Origin of the sequence: Gabonibacter chumensis, from assembly GCF_024741215.1 — a bacterium.
Classification (GTDB): Bacteria; Bacteroidota; Bacteroidia; order Bacteroidales; family Marinifilaceae; genus Gabonibacter; species Gabonibacter massiliensis.
Genome location: NZ_JANSKB010000001.1, coordinates 463,633 through 482,621, shown reverse-complemented (window position 1 = coordinate 482,621; position 18,989 = coordinate 463,633). Strand labels below are relative to the sequence as shown.

The window sequence follows — 18,989 nt, the reverse complement described above, 5'->3', positions numbered from 1 at the left end:
TTACGATTTATAGACGATGGTAACCGGCGGGTAGGCAACTTGTAATTTTGATAATATGAACTTTACGGAATATGCATTAAAAAATAAAGCCTTAGTTTATTTTTTCGTCTTCGTGTTGGTGGTCGGGGGAGTTTATTCTTTTTTTACCATGAGTAAACTGGAGGATCCGGCTATTACGGTGAAGCAGGCTTTGGTGATAACCACTTTTCCGGGAGCCTCGGCTTATCAAGTCGAATTGGAGGTAACGGATGTTCTGGAGAAATCCATACGTTCCATGGGAGATTTGGATCATGTCTCTTCTCTTTCGATGGACGATGTGTCGATGATTACGGTGGAACTGAGCAGTACGGTACCGCTAGCGGAGTTACAACAAAATTGGGATATTTTGCGACGGAAGGTGGCAAATGTTCAAGCTCAATTACCGGAAGGGGCCAATGCCTCTTTGGTGATGGATGATTTCGGGGACGTATACGGAATGTTTTATGCCATGACCTCGGACGGATTCGGATATCAGGAGATGTCCGATTATGCCGAATTGGTCCGTCGTACGGTATTGGATATAGACGGGGTAAGCAGTGTGGATATATACGGGGAGCGGCAGGCTTGTATCAATATCGATATACGGGAGGATAAGATGGCCAATCTCGGCGTTCATCCCGCGGAGATTATCATGACGCTGAACGGACAAAATAAAACGGTTTATTCCGGCTATTTCGATAGCGGAGAAAAGCGGATAAGGGTGAATGTAGACGGAGCTTATAAAGCCATAGAGGATATTCGTAACCTTCTGATAAAAGGGCATGAGCAAGATCAGATCCGGCTTTCGGATGTGGCAACTGTCACGAAAGGATACGTGGAACCCCAGCGGGAGGGATTAATCTATGATACGATTCCTGCTATTGCCATCTCTATTGCCATGGAAAAAGGAGGGAATATCATTCAATTGGGTAAGAAGGTGGACGAGAAATTAGCAGAATTGAAACGGGAAATTATTCCGGCGGGAATTGATTTTCAAAAAGTATTTTTTCAGCCTACCCGGGTGCAGAGTGCTATTAACGTATTTATGGTGAATCTGATAGAATCCGTCCTGATCGTTATTTTGGTCGTGATGTTATTCATGGGTTTCCGAAGCGGTTATATTATTGGTATCGGTTTGGTTGTCGTGGTTTTAGGGTCTTTCGTGATACTTCATATGATGCATGGAACGTTGCAACGGGTTTCATTGGCTTCGTTTATCGTGGCCATGGGAATGCTGGTGGATAATGCTATTGTAATCACGGATGGGATATTGGTAGATTTGAAACGGGGACTAAAGAAACCCGATGCTTTGGTCAATATTACCAAAAAAACAGCGTGGCCCTTGTTGGGAGCAACGACGATCGGGATCTTAACCTTTTTACCGATTTATCTCTCTCCCGATACGACGGGTGAATATGTCCGGGATCTTTTTATCGTGCTGGCGGTCTCCTTGTGGTTGAGTTGGGTGTTAGCGTTGGCTTATGTCCCGATTCAGGCGGATAGGGGATTGAAGGTAAATCCGGCCAAGCAGGTTAGCGAAAAAGAGATGTATGACACGAAGGTATACCGGATGTTTAGGGGAGTGTTGCAATTTTCCGTGTATAACCGGATCGGTGTTTTGGCGGCGACAGTCGTTCTGTTATTAGTCAGTGTGTACATGTTTCGGTATATAAAACAAGGGTTCTTCCCCGATTTGAGTTACAATCAATTGTATATAGAATATAAGATGCCTTACGGGACGAATCCGCAGACGGTAAAAGAAGATCTGGCTTCAATCGAACGGTATCTCTCTTCCCGTCCCGAGATCACGATGGTAACGACGAGCTTGGGAGGAACACCTTCCCGGTATAATTTGGTACGGACCGTGGCCGAGCCGGCTTTGAGTTACGGCGAGTTGATCGTGGATTTTACTTCTCCGGAGACATTGAAAGCGAATCTGAACGAGTTACAGAAATATTTATCGGAACATTACCCCTCTGCTTACGTACGCATGAAGCAATACAATCTGATGTACATGGATTATCCCGTGCAATTTATGATTTCAGGGCCTGACCCTGCCGTCTTAAAGCGGTTATGTGCCCAAGTGGAGGAGATCATGAGGGATGATTCGACCACGATGCTGGTGACCAATGACTGGGGACCCATGACTCCGGCTTTGAACGTGGAGTATTATCAACCGATAGCACGGGTGGCCAATCTTTCCCGCGAGGATGTCGGAATGGCCTTGTTGGCGACGACAGACGGTTTGCCGGTAGGATCCTATTACGAGGGACAACACGATTTGCCGATTTATGTAAAAAGTGTGGGGCAGGATAATCAACGTTTGGGTAAATTAGGAAACGTTCCGGTTTGGAGTTTGGTTCCTTCCACGAATTTGTTGAACATGGAGACCATAAAAGAGCTGATAAGCGGAATGATTTCGGCAGACGAGCTATTGACGGCTGCAATCGGGTCAACGCCTTTAAATCAAGCGACCAATGGAATAAATGCCGTTTGGGAGGTTCCCGTGGTGCGTCGTTATAACGGCCAGCGTTCTATATCCGCCCAATGTAACAATGCTCCGGGATACACCAGCAATGAAGTACGGAACAGCCTTCTTACTAAAATCGACACGATTCAATTTCCTCCGGGGTATACGACCGAGTGGCAAGGGGAGTATTTGGCCAGTACGCAGTCCAAACAATACCTGTTTAAGAATGTGCCGGTTGCTATTGTTCTCGTGTTGGCTATTTTGATTGCACTTTTTAAAGATTTCAAACGTCCGGCGATGATTTTATTGTGTTTGCCGTTAGCGATTACCGGAGTCGTTTTCGGAATGTTGTTGGCCGGAAAAGAGTTCGGTTTTGTTGCTATCGTGGGAGCACTCGGGCTTGTCGGGATGATGATTAAAAATGGTGTGGTGCTGGTGGATGAGGTCGATATCCAGATCCGATCGGGGAAAGATCCTTTCCAGGCTTTGTTGGATGCCTCTTCTTCCCGGTTGCGTCCTGTATTTTTAGCCGCGATGACAACCATATTGGGAATGATTCCTTTGGTTAACGACGATATGTTCGGGGCTTTGGCCGTGACCATAATGGGTGGGTTGTTTATTGGGACCGTGATCACGTTGGTTATTCTTCCGGTTCTTTATTCTCTCTTTTTAAAAATCAAACATCCGAAACGGGAGAAGAAAGATTTTCACATGGGATTGAGTTAATGAATGAGTTTTGAACGATAGAATTTAAATAATAGAAGAAGATGCGATTTTTATTTATTACCCTACTGGTGTTAGGACTGAGTCCGGTGAAGGCGCAGGTCGTGCTGAACTTAGAGCGCTGTCGGGAAATGGCACTTGAGTATAGCCAACAATTGGCTATTGCCCGCCAACAGGAACAAAAGGCCGTTTGGACCCAAAAAGAGTATAGAGCCAATTACTATCCGAAACTTTCGATTACCGGTATTTATTTTTATAACCAGAAAAAACAAAAATATAGTTTGGACGGGGGATATTTGCCGACTTACGTGCCTGGAGAAAATCAAAAGTTAGAACCGAATTTAGTTGTCGGTCCGGACGGAAAACCTATCTTCGGTCCCGATGGAAAGCCCGTGTTTAAAGAGTATGCTTTTTTACCGGATATCCCGATTTCTCTTTCGATGAGAGGAGTATATATGGCCGGCGTGCAGTTGCAACAGCCCCTTTTTTGGGGAGGGAAGATCCGGGCCGCTCATCAGGCGGCCAAAGCGGGAGAAATATTGGCAAAGGAGAACGTGCGCTTAAATCGTTCGCAAGTTCTTGTTGAGTTGGAACAGGCTTATTGGCAATGTATACGGGTTCGGGAGTTGGTTCTCGTGGCCCGGAAATACAAGGAGGTCGTGGGGGAGTTGGTGAAAAATCTGGAAGATGCTCAACAAATCGGAATGACTTCTTTAAATAATGTGTTGAAAGCACAGGTGAAATTCAATGAGGCTGTTTTGCAATTACAGAAGGCCCAACACGGGCAGGAACTTTCCCGGATGAATCTTTGTCGTTTGGTCGGATTGGATTTGGAGACGAGGATAGAATTGACAGATTCGTTATCTTCAACATTAAGTCCGCAAATATGGGCTTTACCCGATCATCTGGAGCAACGTCCCGATTATAATATGTTGGAAAAGGAGATCGAGATGAAACAGAAAGAGATCCGTATCGCTCGTTCCGGTTTCTTGCCTCAGGTCGGAGTCTCTGTAGGGTATGGTTTTAGCGGGGGCTTGGAGTTAAACGGGGATGGTGCCGACGATCATTCGTTTAATGCATTGGCTTCGGTACAGATTCCCGTATTCAATTGGGGGGAAGGTCGGAACAAGGTCCGTTCTGCAAAGGTCGACGAGGAGATAAGCCGTTTAAACAAAGAGAAAATGGGGGAATTGATGAGATTGGAAATTGCCGGAAACCGATTTAAACTGAAAGATGCTCAAACCCGTATTCAATTAACCCGTACGGCATTGGTTCAGGCGGAAGAAAATTTAAAGATTACGACAAACCAATACGAGGTGGGAATGGAAAATCTGACCGATTTGTTAGAGGCTCAAGCTCAATGGCAACAAGCATGGAGCGACTGGGTCGAAGCCAAGACGCAGTTGAAGTTGAGTGAAACCGAGTATCTGCAGTCTATCGGTTTGTTGGAGGGGAAAAATGAATATGAATATAAAAAATTCGAATGATGAAAGGTCTATTATGGGGATTGTGTTTTTTGCTTATTGCGGTAAGCGGATGGGCAAAAGACAAAAAAATAACGGGAACGGGTTATGTGTTGATGTCGCAACGTCCTTCGGATGTCCGTTTTGAAAAGATATCCGTTCAACAGGGGATTACACTCTATGTGACATTGGATAAGACGGCAACGATATCCGTGGAGTCGGATGATAATATTCTGCCATATATCAAGACGGAGATAAAAAATAATCAGTTGAATGTATATATAGAACCGGGTATTAGCATTCGCCGCTACACGGTAATGAACGTATTGGTGACCTTACCGCGGCTTGTTCGTCTGGAGGCTGCTTCTGCGGCACGTATTGAGGGCTCGGCGCTGTTGCGGGTCGATCAATTGGAGGTGGTCGCTTCCGGTGCTTCCAATATGAAATTGGAGGTGAAGGGAAACGAGTTACAGGTGGAAGCTTCCGGTGCCTCCCGTTTGGAATTGAAAGGGGAAGTAAAGCAGTTGGATTTGAATCTCTCAACGGCATCCTACCTGAAGGCATGGGAATTATCAGCGGATACGTGTAATGCTGACATAAGCAATGCTGCTAAAGGAGAGATCTTCGTGCGTCAGAAATTAAATGCGGAGATATCTTCTTCCGGTTTGCTTTTGTATGACGGGAGCCCTGTTATTACCCGTAATCTGAGCAGTGGAGGGTCTTTAGTTAAAAGGAGATAATATAACGTCCTTCTGGCTCCAAGGTTTCGGGAACTGCTTGTTCCGATATCGTGCGGGCCGAACGGAATGAGCTTCGGCCGGTTATTTGGTTAAGCGTGTAAGCGATTAAATATTCGTTTTTATCACCCCAGTCGTTCTGATCCCGGAAATAAGCGTTATCGCTTTCTTTTATGTAGTAATCGGGAACAATCCCGTTTCTTACGGATTCACGGTTACTGTTGGTATATTCGAATGCGATCAAATAGACATTCCATTGGTCGATGCTTGCATCGGAAGGAGTATAAACGATTCCTCCGGCATTTTTACCGGTAGTGGTTTCTCCTACGGTAATAACATCCATATAAGGTTTTAGGCCCGATATGACAACTTCGGAGGCCGAAGCGGTGGAGTTGTTGGTAAGAATCCATACCTTTTCCAAACCTAACCGGGCATTCTCGGGAACTTTGGCATTCAAATGTTCTTCTGTCATAAGAGAAGAATTTTGGTATATCGCCTGGTATTTTTCATTCCATTGTTTATAAATCAACAACTTGTTTGACGTAACTGCGGATGTCGGGGCGATAAGAGAGGCCAAATGAACGGCCGCATGATTGTAACCACCCCCGTTGTAACGAAGGTCTAATATTAATTCGTCTATTTCCTGGGTTTTGAATTCATTGAAAATCCGGGTTAGTTCATCTAAAGAGCTTTGATTTTTATAAACGAAGCTGGCATAGGCGAGGTAACCGATTTTTTTGTCTCCCTCTTCGATTATCGTATTTTTTAGGATCGGATTGACTTCATATTTTTGGGCATTCAGACGGATACTTTCGGAAGAACCGTTTTTATGGGTCACTTGAATCGTTATCTCTCGGGCGTTTAATGCCGTCTGTATATTAGAGAGATTCGGGGTTAATCCGTTTACCCGTGTAATAATATCCCCTTTACGCAGTCCGGCTTTCCCCGCGGGGGAATCCGGAAAAACCATATTGATTTTGGAAAAAAGGGTATTACCGGATTGATCGCTCCAAATGGTAACACGTATGCCGAAACCGTAATCATCTCCGTCTTCAATGGCAGAGAGAGTCCCGTCAGCCGATTCGTCGGTTAAACGAGACCACCTGTCTCCTTCGTATTTTAGGGCATTGAAAAAGCTGGACGGAGCCGTTTCTTTATCCACGTTTTTCGTTTGGACCTCTTTGGCCCAAAAATACTCTTCTTTCATGTGGGACTCTACAAATTGATTGATGTTGTAGTTTTCCGAAAGATCCTTCTTATCCCCTATCTTGTCATCCTGACAGCCGGCGAGTAGTCCTGCAAACAGGAACCCATATAGTAATGTTTTCATATATTTAAATAAATAACAATACTACGATTTTTTGAAGAATAATAAAAGTTTTTTCGACGGATTAATTCGTAAAGTGTGGAATCACGGAACGGGTGTGGAAAATCGCCACAGTTGTTCCCCGTTTTTCTACAACCCGGGAAACGGTGTATGGCGATAAACGATATCGTATAGTGTTGATTATTAGTGTGAAATATTGGAATCGGCGGAAATTGTATGTTTTGGCATACTATTTCTTATAGAAAAGACAAAGAGGTTAAAATTAAAAATTGAAAGTATGGTAGTTTTTGGATTTTTTATCGTTGTAGCCGTATCGGGATTGTTATTACCGCACTTTTTAACGGAACCTGATCATAAGCTGGAATCTAATAAGTGAACTGAATATATATGAGTTTAATTTTAAAACGGGAAATTATGAAAAATGTATTGAAAAGTATCGTAGTCGTAGCAGTTGTTGTGTTTGGTTTTTCAAATTATGTTGTGGCAGCGTCCCACCAGACTATTGCCAGAGATACGGTTATTCCGGATACAACCAAGCAGGAAGTTATGTTGAGTCTGATCACTCGGGCGGATGTGGTTTGGACGAAAATTGACGTAGCCGATGTGCCGCAAGCGGTAAAGGATGCCGTTGCGAAAAAATACGAGGGCTATACGATTGAAGAGGCTTATAAAGGTGATAACGACCAATATAAACTGATTTTGAAAAAAGATGAACAAACAATCACGGTCATATATGATAAAGACGGGAAATTCATTAGTGAAGGGGAGAAATAAGTGAGGTACATAATCGTGCATTTGTAGGAGGCTGTTCGGATCTATTCCGGGATAGCCTCCTTTTCGTTGTATATGTAGATAATAATCAATTTTTGATCCGTATCGCCGAATGTGTGGAGGTGGTCCGAGGCGTAACGCCTCAAGATTCTTTATTTATTAAATAGCGTTAAATCTTTTTTTGTTTAGTCGTTTAAGGTTATTTTCGTAAGATAAATAATCGATCTATGGCAAAAATTTTAGTAGTCGATGATGATACGACTTTCTGTATCATGTTGAAAAATTGGTTGGGGAAGCGTAAATTTGAAGTAGAGAATGCTTTTACCTGCAAAGAGGCCGTAAAAAAATTGGAGGGAACCGCTTTTGATGTCGTTCTCACGGATCTGCGTTTGCCGGATAAAGATGGGATAGATCTGCTTCGTATCATTAAAGAGAAAACTCCTCAGGCTCAGGTTATTTTAATGACCGGTTATGCCGACATTCAGACGGCCGTTACGGCTATTAAATTGGGAGCCTTCGATTATGTATCCAAGCCGGTTATCCCCGATGAGATTCTGAAAAAATTGCAGGAAGCCCTGAAATTGGAAACGAAACCCGAGGAGAAGGGAAAAGCCTCTTCCGCAAAAACATCGGAAATCACTTATATTAAAGGAATAAGCGAGAAGGCCGATCAGCTGTACGACTACATTCGTTTGGTAGGACCCACGAACATGAGTGTACTGATCAATGGAGAGAGCGGAACGGGAAAGGAGTATATCGCCCGTTTGATTCATTCGATGAGTAGCCGAAAGGATGCTCCCTTCGTGGCGGTGGATTGCGGTGCGGTCCCGAGAGATTTGGCCGCGAGTGAGTTTTTTGGTCATATAAAAGGTTCGTTTACAGGGGCTGTTTCCGATAAGGAAGGTTACTTTGTTTTAGCGTCGGGGGGGACTATTTTCCTGGATGAGATCGGCAATCTCTCCTATGATGTACAAGTGCAGCTGCTGCGGGCGTTGGAAGAACGAAAGGTTCATCCGATCGGGGGGCTGAAAGATATTCCTTTCGATGTCCGTATCATTACCGCCACGAACGAGAATTTAAAGGAAGCCGTAGCTTCCGGAAAGTTCCGGGAAGATCTGTTTCACCGGTTGAATGAATTTTCTATTCAGGCGATACCTTTAAGAGAGCGGAAGGAAGATATTATGGTTTTTGCCAATCATTTTTTAGATAATGCCAATGAGGATTTAGGAAAAGAGGTTGTCGGTTTCGACGAGAGTGTTGTCGATATTTTCCGGAATTACAGGTGGCCGGGAAATCTTCGCGAGATGCGGAACGTGGTGAAAAGAGCGACTCTTTTGTGTCCCGGAAAACTTATTGTTAAAGAGTGTCTGCAGCCTGAATTATGGCAGCAACAAGCCCCTTCTCCCGAGAAGAGCGTCGGAAGTCGTAAGGATATGGAAAAAGAGTTGATTCGGGACGTAATGATTCGGTGCAAAAATAACAAAAGCGAGGCGGCCCGCATTCTCCAAATCGATAGAAAGACCCTTTACAGTAAATTAAAACATTTCGGGTTGGAGGATTTATAACTCTTTTTTCAATTCTTCCAAAATCGTTTTTCCTTGCCGGATGATTTTTTCAACTTGCTCTTTTATCTGGGTTTCCGGAGTCCGGGCAGAATCTGTTTGCTCCAAAAAGGCCAGGAGCGGTATAATCTCTTCTATGGCAAATTGTCTGAACATGGGCAGCATCTTATGGGACAGTCTGCCGATTTGTTGGAACTCTTTCTTATCGAGAAGTTGGGCTAATGTCGAGAAATTGGTTTCGCAGTCCCTAATGAAGGAGCGGATGATTTCCTTTATAGCCTGAGGATCGTGGTCGGCAAATATTTTTATGCTGTTTAAATCGTAAGGAAGGTTATTTGTCACGGACTCTCCTTCCGTATTTTTTATTTTTACTGAAAATCCGGTTAGTTTGGCTATGCATTCGAAAAGTTGTTGCGGTGTAAACGGTTTATTCAGATAGGCCGAGAAACCCGATTTTTTATAATGGTTTTCCCTCATATCTCCTCTGGCGGAAAGGGCTATTGCCGGGATTTTTTGAATGTCCGGATCCGGAAATCTCCGGATTTGCTCGATCAATTCGAATCCGTCCATTCCGGGCATTTGAATATCGGAAAGAATAATATCGAACCTTTCCTTCTCTAAATATTCCAATACTTTTGTCGGATCATTGCAAGATGTACAAACAATCCCTTTTTGTCTGAGCAGTTCGGTACTCATGTGGAGTTGTAATGGGTCGTCGTCTACTAACAAGGCTTTCAATTGTTGAACTTCCGGAAGAATGGTTTCCTCTTTTTCGGGCAGCTCTTCTACCGGGGATGTAGCTTTCAGCAGGGGAAGTTTGACCGTAAAACTACTGCCGATCTCTTTCTCGCTTTCAAGGCTGATCTCTCCGCCCAGAAGCTGAACCAACTGTTGAGTGATCGTTAGTCCGAGACCCGTTCCTTCGGCTCCGTTATTGTGTTGTGCATCTAAGCGCGTGAATGCTTTGAAAATCAACTCCTGCTCTTCCCGGGTCATTCCCGGTCCGGAGTCTTTAATGACGATAATTAAGGTCTCTGCCTGCGTGGGGCTCACGAAGGCGGATAACTCGATTCTTCCTTCCCGGGTGTATTTAATGGCATTCGATAACAGATTGATGATTATTTGCCGGATTTTCATCGGATCTCCCGAATATGAGGTATCCAAGGCCGAGCTTATGTTGCTTTGTAATATTAACTCTTTTTTCGCTGCTAAAGGTTGTAAACTGTCGCTTGTCTCCTGTAGCAGACGGGCCGGATTATACGGAACGTGGTCTATGTCCATTTTGTTGGACTCCAGTTTAGAGAAGTCCAACAGATTATTGGCTAAATGAAGAATGTGTTCGGAGGAACTTTTCATGTTTTGGAGAAAATAACGTTGACGCTCTTCTAAAGATGTGTTGTTCAGAAGTTCAATATATCCCATGATGGAGCTAAGAGGTGCTTTGATGTCGTGGGTAACCGTCAGCATGAGTTGTTCCCTGCTTTGTAAAAGTTTTTCGGTAAATGATTTGGCTTCCTCTAAAGCTTTTCGGTACCGTTGGCTTTGGGAGATGTCGCTTATGATCAGGGAAATAAATACGATGACCAATACGCAGGATATGATGGCAATCCATGCTATCGTGCGTGTAATACTGTGAGTCAACTGTTGTTGCTGTTCCATCTTCGTGATGGTATGATCGAATTCCTCATTTTCCAGATCGCTGAGGATGCGTTTTATTCTTTCCGTGATATTTTGTCCGCTTTGAATAACGGCAATCTCTTTCCGGTAGACCTCTTTGGCCATCTCCTGGTTCTGTTGCTGAAATTCGTCCCAGGCCGATTTGATTACCGTGACTAATGAATCTGTCTTTGCCACGGGTTTTTCCTGTGTGATCGTATCGACTGGGATATGCTTGATCGTAACTTGAAGCGTGGTGTCCCGGCGGGAGAAAAGTCCCATAAAGCCTTTTCTTTTCTTCACGGTATACACGCTATCATATGTGGTGATCGTTTGGGGTGTTGTCTCTTCCGGTTCCACGGCGGTACTGTCTTTTATGGCTTCGACCCGTTCGATGGCGATATTGTAGAAATCTTCCGGAAGGGAAATTTGCTTTACCTCCATTAAAGCCTTGAGGTTATCGATTTTTTGGTTGAGAAGATAATTGATCGTATCTATTCTTTTTTTCTGAAGTTTTATGGTAGTCAGGTTTTTTAGCGTATCCATATTTCTCCGAACCTCTTTCATCAAGTTTATATAACGATTGAATTTCGTTTTGGAATTGGTCTGTGAGAAAGCGATACCGATGCCCTCCGCTTCATAAAGTTTGGCCAATGTATTGCTGATGATGAATAGTTTTGTTTGCGTGATGGTTTCTTTGGGATCTTTTTCGGTCAGTTGCAGCGTCTCTTTGTAGATAAAGATAATGGCCACAGTTGCCAGAAAGAGCAGGATAAGATATCCGGCAATCAGTTTCAGTTTGGTGAATTTGAAAAGTTTTTGCATGTCCCGTGAATTCGTTTTTGCGAATATACAAAAAGATCACGAAATGTACACTCGTCGTCCCGGATGAAAGGGTAAAATAAACAAGTACAGATGCCATTAAAAGAGTATGAATACGAAACGTTTTTTTTGTGAATTATTCGTGTTTTGTTAGATTAATATAAATTATATTATAATAATAAATATTATGCGTGTATGGTGTATTGATATGAAAAATAATTACCTTAATTTTACACAAATATTATCTTTTATAATAATATTCATTTAAATAACTATCGTACTAAACTTTTAAAATTAAGAATTATGAAAAAAACGATTCAACTATTAGTGTTAACGCTGGTTCTTCTGGTCGGGGGGATATCAACGAACGTGGCTTTAGGTGAAGTGATTTATCGTACGCAGGTGTGTTATGAAGGGGAAAACTTCACGGTCAGTTTTTTAGGTGTCGAATTTGACTCTAAGAAAATGATTTATGTTAGACAAAAAATAGGTGTAATTGATAAGGATTGTTGGGAAGTGGGAATAGATGTGGGTATATTTTGTTATGTCGGAGTGACAGCAGAAGAAAATGGAATTTATGAATTTGGTCATCATTTTAAAGATGCAGGTATACCTGATGATATAAAATTGATCGTGGAACTTATCGTGCTTCAGAAACCTGGTGATTCAATGATTTCAAGGATGGGTAAGACGGATGATTTAAAAGGTATGAATCACGGTCTTCTTTTTTCCCGTTTAGCTTGTATCGAGGAAAAAAGTTTAGTTTGGCAATCCAACATGTTTGTATTAGCGTAGATTAGAATTAAAAGATAAGATGACATGAACACGAGTGTTTTTTTTCACGTTGCCGGATACGAGATGAAACAGCAGGGGCGAAGTTGGCTTTTCCGTTTTTTCGTCTTGTTCTCGCTATTGGGGATCGTGTCGTGTCACGTTTACTGGCAGGGCCCGGGGGCGGGGAACTGGAAAATGGTTGCCTTTCCCTGTTCCATGCCGCTGGTTAACGCTTACCTTTATAGCGTTATTCAATCGTTGTTCCTGGCGGTGATGATGTCGGAAATTCCCCGTCGGCTCGATCACCGGGGTTCCCCGGAAGCGTTGTTGGCTCGCCCGGTGAGTAACACGACTTATCTCTGGGGCGTGATCGCGGGTAACGGATTGCTTTTCCTTTCGATGAACGTGGTGGTGATCCTGTCCAGTGTTTTTCTCGTGAACTTGACGAGCCTGGCCCCGGTAAGCTGGTCGTGCTACCTGTTTTACCTGTTGACGCTGAACCTTCCGTCTTGGCTGCTCGTGGGCGGTTTTTCCTTCTGGTTAAGCAGTGTCACGGGTTCCCGTTATCTCGCGATCTCTCTTTCCCTTGCATGGTTGGTTGCTTGCTTGTTCTGGTTGCCTTATTTTCAGCACGGTACGCTCGATTACACGGGTAGCGGCGTGCCCAATCTATTCTCGGAACTGGTGGGTCATTTAAACCTTCCCCGTTATTTATTGCATCGCCTGGCTTACGCGTTGTTGGGGCTGGGGTTGTTGGCGTGGAGCGTGAGCCGTTTCAAGCGAATCCCGAATTACCGCTCGACCCGTGAAACTCAGGTACTCGTCGGTTTGTTGTTTTTTTTAACGGGGTTGGGCGGTGCATTCTTGCTGGAGTATTCTTTTTACCGTGATCGTTCCGCTCGTGAAGATTACCGTTCGAGTTTCTCCCGTCACTGGCGGGAGGAGACTTGCCGGGTGAAGAAGCACGCTATCCGGTTGCGGCAGAGTGGTAATCGATTAAAAGCGGAGAGTAATCTCTTGGTTTATAACCCGGGAAAACAGGTTTTGGATCGAGTCGTTCTTTTCCTTAACCCCGGTTTGCGTGTCTTGTCGGTTAAATCCGGGGAGAACGCCTTGTCTTACAACCGGGATGAACAGGTGATCTCGATCGATCGAGTCCTGTTGCCGGGCGATACCTTGTCTTTACATATCGATTACGAGGGAACGATAGACGATCGTTATTGTGACCTGCACTTGCCTGATAAGGACCACGAGGCTGTTTTTTATAACGATTGTTTTTTCCCGACGGGTCGCCGTGGTTCTTTCGTGGAGAATAATTTTCTCCTGTTGACGCCGGCGAGTGGCTGGTACCCGGTGTCTATTCCCCCGTCTAATCCTTTCATGCCTTTTTCCACGGGTCGTGATTTTACCCTTTTCACGTTAGAGGTGGAAAACCCTCTTCAAAAGACGGTGGTCTCGCAGGGAGTCCCGGGTAAGGTGAAGGACGGGATTCGTTTCACGAGTCACAACCCGCTGAACGGGATCGCGTTGTACGGTGCGAACACGTTGAATTACACCGCGCCGGTCGACTCGAGTTTCGGTTTCCGTTTTAACCTTACGAGCTGGGGACGGGATTTAGCCCGAATGTTCTCCGGTATCAGTCAACGTTTTTTCACCTCTTTCTGGCGTAGCGAGACGATCTATCACTGGTACGATTACAGGAGGTTTCCCGGGATGGGCTGGTACGAACCCCGTAACCCTTACCTTCATTTCTCGGAGGTGCCGGTCTCTTTCCGGTTGTCCCCCGGGGTGGGTAAACCGCTGGCGGGTTTAACGGAACCGGGTATCGTCTTTTTCCGTGAGCGGGGATTCGAGTACTGGATGCTCGATGTCGTGACGGGGGAAAAGGTAAAGACGGGGGATGAATTTTTCGCGGTTTTTAACCCCTTGTACCAGTCCTTGTTCAGCGGTAATTGCCCGAGTGATAACAGTCACCCGTTACGGGGGATCGGGTATGAAATAAAAGAACCGTATTACACGGGTAGCCGGGTGAAGTCACTCGATGATGACAAGAATGTCTGGGTACATTCTTTAAAATACCCGTTTATGGGGCGGGTTTTCGAACTTTTACAAAACAGGAGACCTCCTGTTAACAGTTTCTCGTTCTCGGAACAGGCGTTCATGCTTGATTACTTTTTGGAACATACCCTGGAAGATATATTATCGGATCCCGGTTTGCGGGAAGATTTGCGGGAGTGGATCTTGTATCTTAAAACAGAAGACTTGCGGTCTCGTTTCTCGATACACGTTCCCCGGCGGGTGTGGCGTGGCAGTCTCGATAGCCTTCGCGGTCACGGGGAGGTCGATTATGACTCTTTAGCGGGAGCTTGGAGCGCTCGCTGGGGCGTGGACGTGGATAGTATCGTGATGGGGTGGGTACACGCTAAACACCAGCAGTTTTTCAGGGTAAAAAATGATGGGGTGTATTACGATCCCGTGATGAAACTCTCGAAAGTGGAGGGGCGGGTCATGAACGCCGGCAAGACGGGAGGGGTGGTCTCCATGGAGTGCAACTTGACGAGTGAATATGGCGACGTGGAAGATTTTGCTTGTTACGTGGGCCCCGGGGAAGCGAAGGCGTACACCCTCGTGTCGAAAGGGGGATCCGGTATTCTCACGAGACTATCCGCTAACCGCCCGGCTGGTTTTATTTTTGATAGTTATGAAGAGAGAGACGGGAGGAGTTTCGGTGAAATAGGCGGGGAATGGCGTTCAATCCCGATAGAAGAATTCCTGGCAGGAGAAAATAAAAACGAGCTCGTGGTGGATGATCAGGATGCCGGTTTCGAGTTAGTGGACGGTAACCTCACCTTGTTTCAAAAATGGTTCAGGAAGGAACCTCCCTTGCGGCGTAGTTTTCGACAGGGCGGCAATACCTCTCGCTGGGGATTCGTGATCACGCCGGAGGCGGAAGGGGATTCGATACGAGGTTGTTACTGTATCGAGGGAGGAGAGGGTAAATCGACGGCCACGTGGCGGGTGAATCTCCCTGAAGCTGGGCGTTACCGGGTCATGGCTAAAGTGCATGTACAATCTCTTGCTATCGGAATAGGTCGTCCGGGAGGAGTAGTTAATTACTACACGGTTTTCCACGGGGATAAAAAAGAGGAGGTGGCAGTGGATCTGGATATCGCGATACCCAAGCGCGTGGGCTCCCGTGGTTGGGCCTTGCTCGGCGAGTATGATTTCCCGGCGGGGGAGGCCAAGGTGGTACTTTCCGACAAGGATCCCCGGCGAAGAAAAGAGGTGGCGATCGTGGCTGACGCGGTGAAGTGGATAAAAATAGAGTAGCACCCTGGGCCGGGGATAAAACTGCTATATGTTAAAAGATTCGGTGATTAAGAGATCCCGTGATCCCGGATTTCCGATTTGGGGATGCCAGGATCGGCATTTAATCATAAGTTGAATAGATTAATATACCTTGTGTGTACAATTTTGATGAAGAATAGAACCAACTGATTAAGGTAATTTGACATGTAGGTGTATTATATTAATATATTTTTAAAATTGTAGTTGTAATTATATATTATTTGCTATATTTGAATTGTTGAAATTATTAATTAAAAAAATTAAACACTAAAAAGGTATGAAAAGTAGAATAATCTTAATTTTAGCGTTGTTTTTAACGTTAACCAGTTTTCGCTCTGATGGAAAAGCTGTGAAACTGAGTGATTCTAATATTGTGAATCGTCTGTATGCTGATTACCAGATACCAAGTTTCACTCGAAAGCTCCGTGACCTTGTTGTTCGGGAGGGTGAAAATGCTATGTTTGAAGTTATATTTGTTGGTATCCCCGAGTGTGAGGTTACGTGGTATAAGGACGGTGTTGAAATCAAATCCGGTGGAAGATTTAGAATCGACACAAAGAATGGTGTTTCCACGCTTATAATTAAAGATGTTCGTATGGAGGATCAAGGAGAATATACGGTGCGTATAAAAAATGTAGCGGGAGAGGCTTATTCGACAGCTAAATTGAAAGTCATACAATACTTTAAATAAGATTATAGCAGATGGAGCCGGGGATAAAAGTGCTTAGTTAAAGATTCGGTGATTAAAAGATCCCGTGATCCCGGATTTACAATTTGGGGATGCCAGGATCGGCATTTAATCATAGTTGAATAAATTAATATATCCTGTGTGTATTATTCTGCAAAAAAATAAAACCAACCTTAACCAGTTGGTTTTATTTTTTTGGGTGATTCCGTGGGGAATATAAAATCCTTATTTTATTCTATTTTCCCACATCAATAAAATTCAGTAAACTATTGGAAATCAGTAAAATATTTACTATATTTGTATTATAAGATTCGGTGGAGTGCATGTTTGGTTGCGCAAATTTTAACAACAATTTAATATCAACATCATGGCATCGGTAATTTACATCGTACGATCCAGTCGAAAAAATGCGGACAATGTTACCGTCCGGGTTCGTTTCACCAATGGCCGTAAATGTATTTTAAACGGCAAAACCTCCTACACCGTTCCCATGCGGGCATGGGACGCCAAGTGCGAGACAATCAAAGACGACGCACAAATATTTTCCGAGACCTTCACCTACAAATACGCTCAACACCTGATCGACAACCTGTCCGATCTCAAAAAACACATACTAAACTCCTTCAACCGATCCAATGGGGCCGAATTGCCGGCAACGTGGTTACAAACAGTCATAGATCAATTTTACAAAATCAAAGCAGAAAAAGCCAAACAATCTGCTCCGGAACTAAAAGAGAACCTGATCGATTACCTTACCCGTTACAAAAAAGAGATTAAAGACGGCACCCGTCTGACGGACAAAAACACCCCTTTCAAACCGGACACCGTACGCAGCCGGAACAACAGCGTAAACGTCATACTTGCTTTTATGCAGGAAAAAAACTATTCTAATTTTGAGGAGGTTACGATGGACTTTTACAACGAATTTCTTCACCATTGCAACGCAAAGCAATACACACCTCAGACCACCGGTAAACACATCAAAGTCCTTAAACAATTAGTCAATCAGGCACGCGAAGAAAAACTGCACACCAACACCCAGACCACCTTAAAATCATTCAAAACCATTTCCGCCGAATCCGATACCATCTATTTGACAGCTGCCGAGGTTAAACTATTTGAAAAAGTCGATCTTTCCGCTCATCCTGAACTCGGAGATTCGAGAAACATTTTCCTGTGTGGAATCTACACCGTGCAGCGTTACAGTGACTACCACCGCATCAATAAAGACAACCTGATCGAGCTACCCAACCATAAAAAAGCCCTTAAAATCCGTCAACAAAAAACCAACACCGACGTCGTGATCCCAATTTCACCCCGTTTAAATCGTATTCTGAAAAAATACAACTACACTCTTCCCAAATCCTACAGCTAGAAAGTCAACGAAGATATAAAGATAATCGGCCAGCTTGCCGGTATTACTCATAAAGTCGATCATGAGGAACAAAAGGGTGTAATGGTAGTAAGAACCAAAATTGAAAAATACAAACTTATTACTACCCATACCGCCCGTCGTACTGGTGCCACACTTCTTTATCTGGCTGGTATGGATGTTCACACCATTATGAAATTCACAGGCCATAAGAGTGAACGGGACTTCTACAAATACATTCGCGTCACTGCCGAAGAAAATGCACTAAGACTTAGTAAAACAGACTATTTCAACAAAGGAATTTTCGCACTTAATTAATATAATATAGTTAATAATTCATAGCTTTACCTCCTAAAACCGTGCTATGAACTATCTCCCAAACCCTTATGCACGCCCTCATTCGGCGTGCATTGTTGTCCTATACTCTCGCAGGAGGTCCGCCAAACTCCTCAAAGCCGTTATGTGCAAAATCTTAACCTCCTAAATTGCCCGCTTATGAAAACCCTCAACAAAACCCTTTACTTCGTAAAATTGGTCGTACTCCTATCCGCCAAACTCAACAACCTTGCAGCCACCAAAACCCCGGCAACCCTCTCTTTTGATTGTTGTTTACGTTCCATATCCCTCTCCCAGTTCCTCCATTACCTGCAAACCTGTTCCGCCGAAACCATTTCCGCCGAACTCGTCGAACTCTGCCTCACAACCACCCAGCTCCAGCTCTTTTTTAAACTCGTTGATGGTCAAATCAAACGCACCGCCGCCCAAATCGGAAACATCCGCCGCCAATGGACAACCAACGACTTCCACCTCTACCTGCCACCCGATCAATACTCCCAGCTCGACCGGATCATCACCCTGATAGCAGATACCTACAACCACGTCCTTCAAACCGTCGGCCAGCTCCGTCTCCTCTCCGGTATCCCCGACAGCCTTCCCGACCTGCCGCCGGCAAAACCTCATTTCAACCGTTACGCCCTTGATCCCTCCGAACCCGGACGCCTCCATGCCCTCCTGATCCGTCACCAGCTCATTCCGTCAACCACTCCGCCCGAAACCATTGCCTACATATTTTACGGCATCGGTTCCTCCGCCTCCTGGCAGCTCATTGTCTGGCTCCATACCGTCGCCGAACTTTCCTACTTTGTCGATATGTTTTTCGGAATATCCGACCAGCGCGACAAATGGCGCACCGCACACCTCTGTTTTTGCGACAAAAAGCGCCGCCGCTTCAACTACAATTCCCTGCGCGGAAAACAAT

Annotated in this window: 14 protein-coding genes; 10 read left to right on the top strand and 4 right to left on the bottom strand. The window is 44.5% G+C overall.

Translation table 11 applies throughout. The annotated features are described in order from the left end of the window. The first annotated feature begins 55 nt into the window (after nt 1–55). The 3 genes from NVS78_RS02145 to NVS78_RS02135 are packed head-to-tail and all read left to right on the top strand — an operon-like array spanning nt 56 to nt 5,414. Nucleotides 56–3,214: an efflux RND transporter permease subunit gene (locus NVS78_RS02145; protein ID WP_286357714.1), complete on the top strand. Its 3,159-nt coding sequence runs from the start codon at nt 56–58 to the stop codon at nt 3,212–3,214. A gap of 41 nt (nt 3,215–3,255) precedes the next feature. Continuing rightward, nucleotides 3,256–4,698, top strand: coding sequence for a TolC family protein (locus NVS78_RS02140; protein WP_286357713.1), 1,443 nt, complete (start codon nt 3,256–3,258; stop codon nt 4,696–4,698). Next, complete coding sequence (locus NVS78_RS02135) at nt 4,698–5,414, top strand: head GIN domain-containing protein (RefSeq protein WP_286357712.1); 717 nt, start codon at nt 4,698–4,700, stop codon at nt 5,412–5,414. Before NVS78_RS02140 ends, NVS78_RS02135 begins: the two co-directional genes overlap by 1 nt. On the opposite strand, the gene NVS78_RS02130 is transcribed toward NVS78_RS02135, so the two are convergent. Next, nucleotides 5,401–6,741 carry a S41 family peptidase gene (locus NVS78_RS02130; RefSeq protein ID WP_286357711.1) on the bottom strand — a complete coding sequence of 447 codons (1,341 nt, stop codon included), beginning with the start codon at nt 6,739–6,741 and terminating at the stop codon, nt 5,401–5,403. The two genes, NVS78_RS02135 and NVS78_RS02130, sit on opposite strands and share 14 nt — an antisense overlap. 411 nt (nt 6,742–7,152) lie before the next feature. Here NVS78_RS02130 and NVS78_RS02125 point away from each other — a divergent pair, with 411 nt between their 5' ends. Further along, on the top strand, nt 7,153–7,512 hold the full coding sequence (locus NVS78_RS02125; protein ID WP_052649415.1) for a hypothetical protein: 360 nt from the start codon (nt 7,153–7,155) through the stop codon (nt 7,510–7,512). A 224-nt stretch (nt 7,513–7,736) separates the two neighbouring features. Continuing rightward, complete coding sequence (locus NVS78_RS02120; protein WP_286357710.1) at nt 7,737–9,074, top strand: sigma-54-dependent transcriptional regulator; 1,338 nt, start codon at nt 7,737–7,739, stop codon at nt 9,072–9,074. Here the strand turns inward: NVS78_RS02120 and NVS78_RS02115 are convergent. Continuing rightward, nucleotides 9,069–11,552 carry a hybrid sensor histidine kinase/response regulator gene (locus NVS78_RS02115; protein WP_286357709.1) on the bottom strand — a complete coding sequence of 828 codons (2,484 nt, stop codon included), beginning with the start codon at nt 11,550–11,552 and terminating at the stop codon, nt 9,069–9,071. The genes NVS78_RS02120 and NVS78_RS02115 overlap by 6 nt on opposite strands. Nucleotides 11,553–11,852: 300 nt before the next feature. Here NVS78_RS02115 and NVS78_RS02110 point away from each other — a divergent pair, with 300 nt between their 5' ends. The 5 genes from NVS78_RS02110 (at nt 11,853) to NVS78_RS02090 (ending at nt 18,049) form a co-directional block, all read left to right on the top strand. Continuing rightward, entirely contained in the window at nt 11,853–12,344 is a 492-nt protein-coding gene (locus NVS78_RS02110; protein ID WP_286357708.1) for a hypothetical protein, read from the top strand. A 24-nt stretch (nt 12,345–12,368) separates the two neighbouring features. Continuing rightward, nucleotides 12,369–15,653: a golvesin C-terminal-like domain-containing protein gene (locus NVS78_RS02105; RefSeq protein WP_286357707.1), complete on the top strand. Its 3,285-nt coding sequence runs from the start codon at nt 12,369–12,371 to the stop codon at nt 15,651–15,653. Nucleotides 15,654–15,948: 295 nt separating this feature from the next. Continuing rightward, nucleotides 15,949–16,362, top strand: a complete 414-nt coding sequence (locus NVS78_RS02100; RefSeq protein WP_286357706.1) for an immunoglobulin domain-containing protein — start codon at nt 15,949–15,951, stop codon at nt 16,360–16,362. 364 nt (nt 16,363–16,726) lie between these two features. Further along, nucleotides 16,727–17,734: a phage integrase SAM-like domain-containing protein gene (locus NVS78_RS02095; RefSeq protein WP_286357705.1), complete on the top strand. Its 1,008-nt coding sequence runs from the start codon at nt 16,727–16,729 to the stop codon at nt 17,732–17,734. 81 nt (nt 17,735–17,815) lie between these two features. After that, nucleotides 17,816–18,049: a tyrosine-type recombinase/integrase gene (locus NVS78_RS02090; protein ID WP_286357704.1), complete on the top strand. Its 234-nt coding sequence runs from the start codon at nt 17,816–17,818 to the stop codon at nt 18,047–18,049. Between the two features lie 291 nt (nt 18,050–18,340). Here NVS78_RS02090 and NVS78_RS02085 read toward each other — a convergent pair whose 3' ends face one another. Together NVS78_RS02085 and NVS78_RS02080 are read right to left on the bottom strand one after the other, a co-directional pair. After that, nucleotides 18,341–18,754: a hypothetical protein gene (locus tag NVS78_RS02085; protein ID WP_286357703.1), complete on the bottom strand. Its 414-nt coding sequence runs from the start codon at nt 18,752–18,754 to the stop codon at nt 18,341–18,343. 12 nt (nt 18,755–18,766) lie between these two features. After that, nucleotides 18,767–18,988 carry a hypothetical protein gene (locus tag NVS78_RS02080; RefSeq protein WP_286357702.1) on the bottom strand — a complete coding sequence of 74 codons (222 nt, stop codon included), beginning with the start codon at nt 18,986–18,988 and terminating at the stop codon, nt 18,767–18,769. Nucleotide 18,989 lies beyond the last annotated feature (1 nt).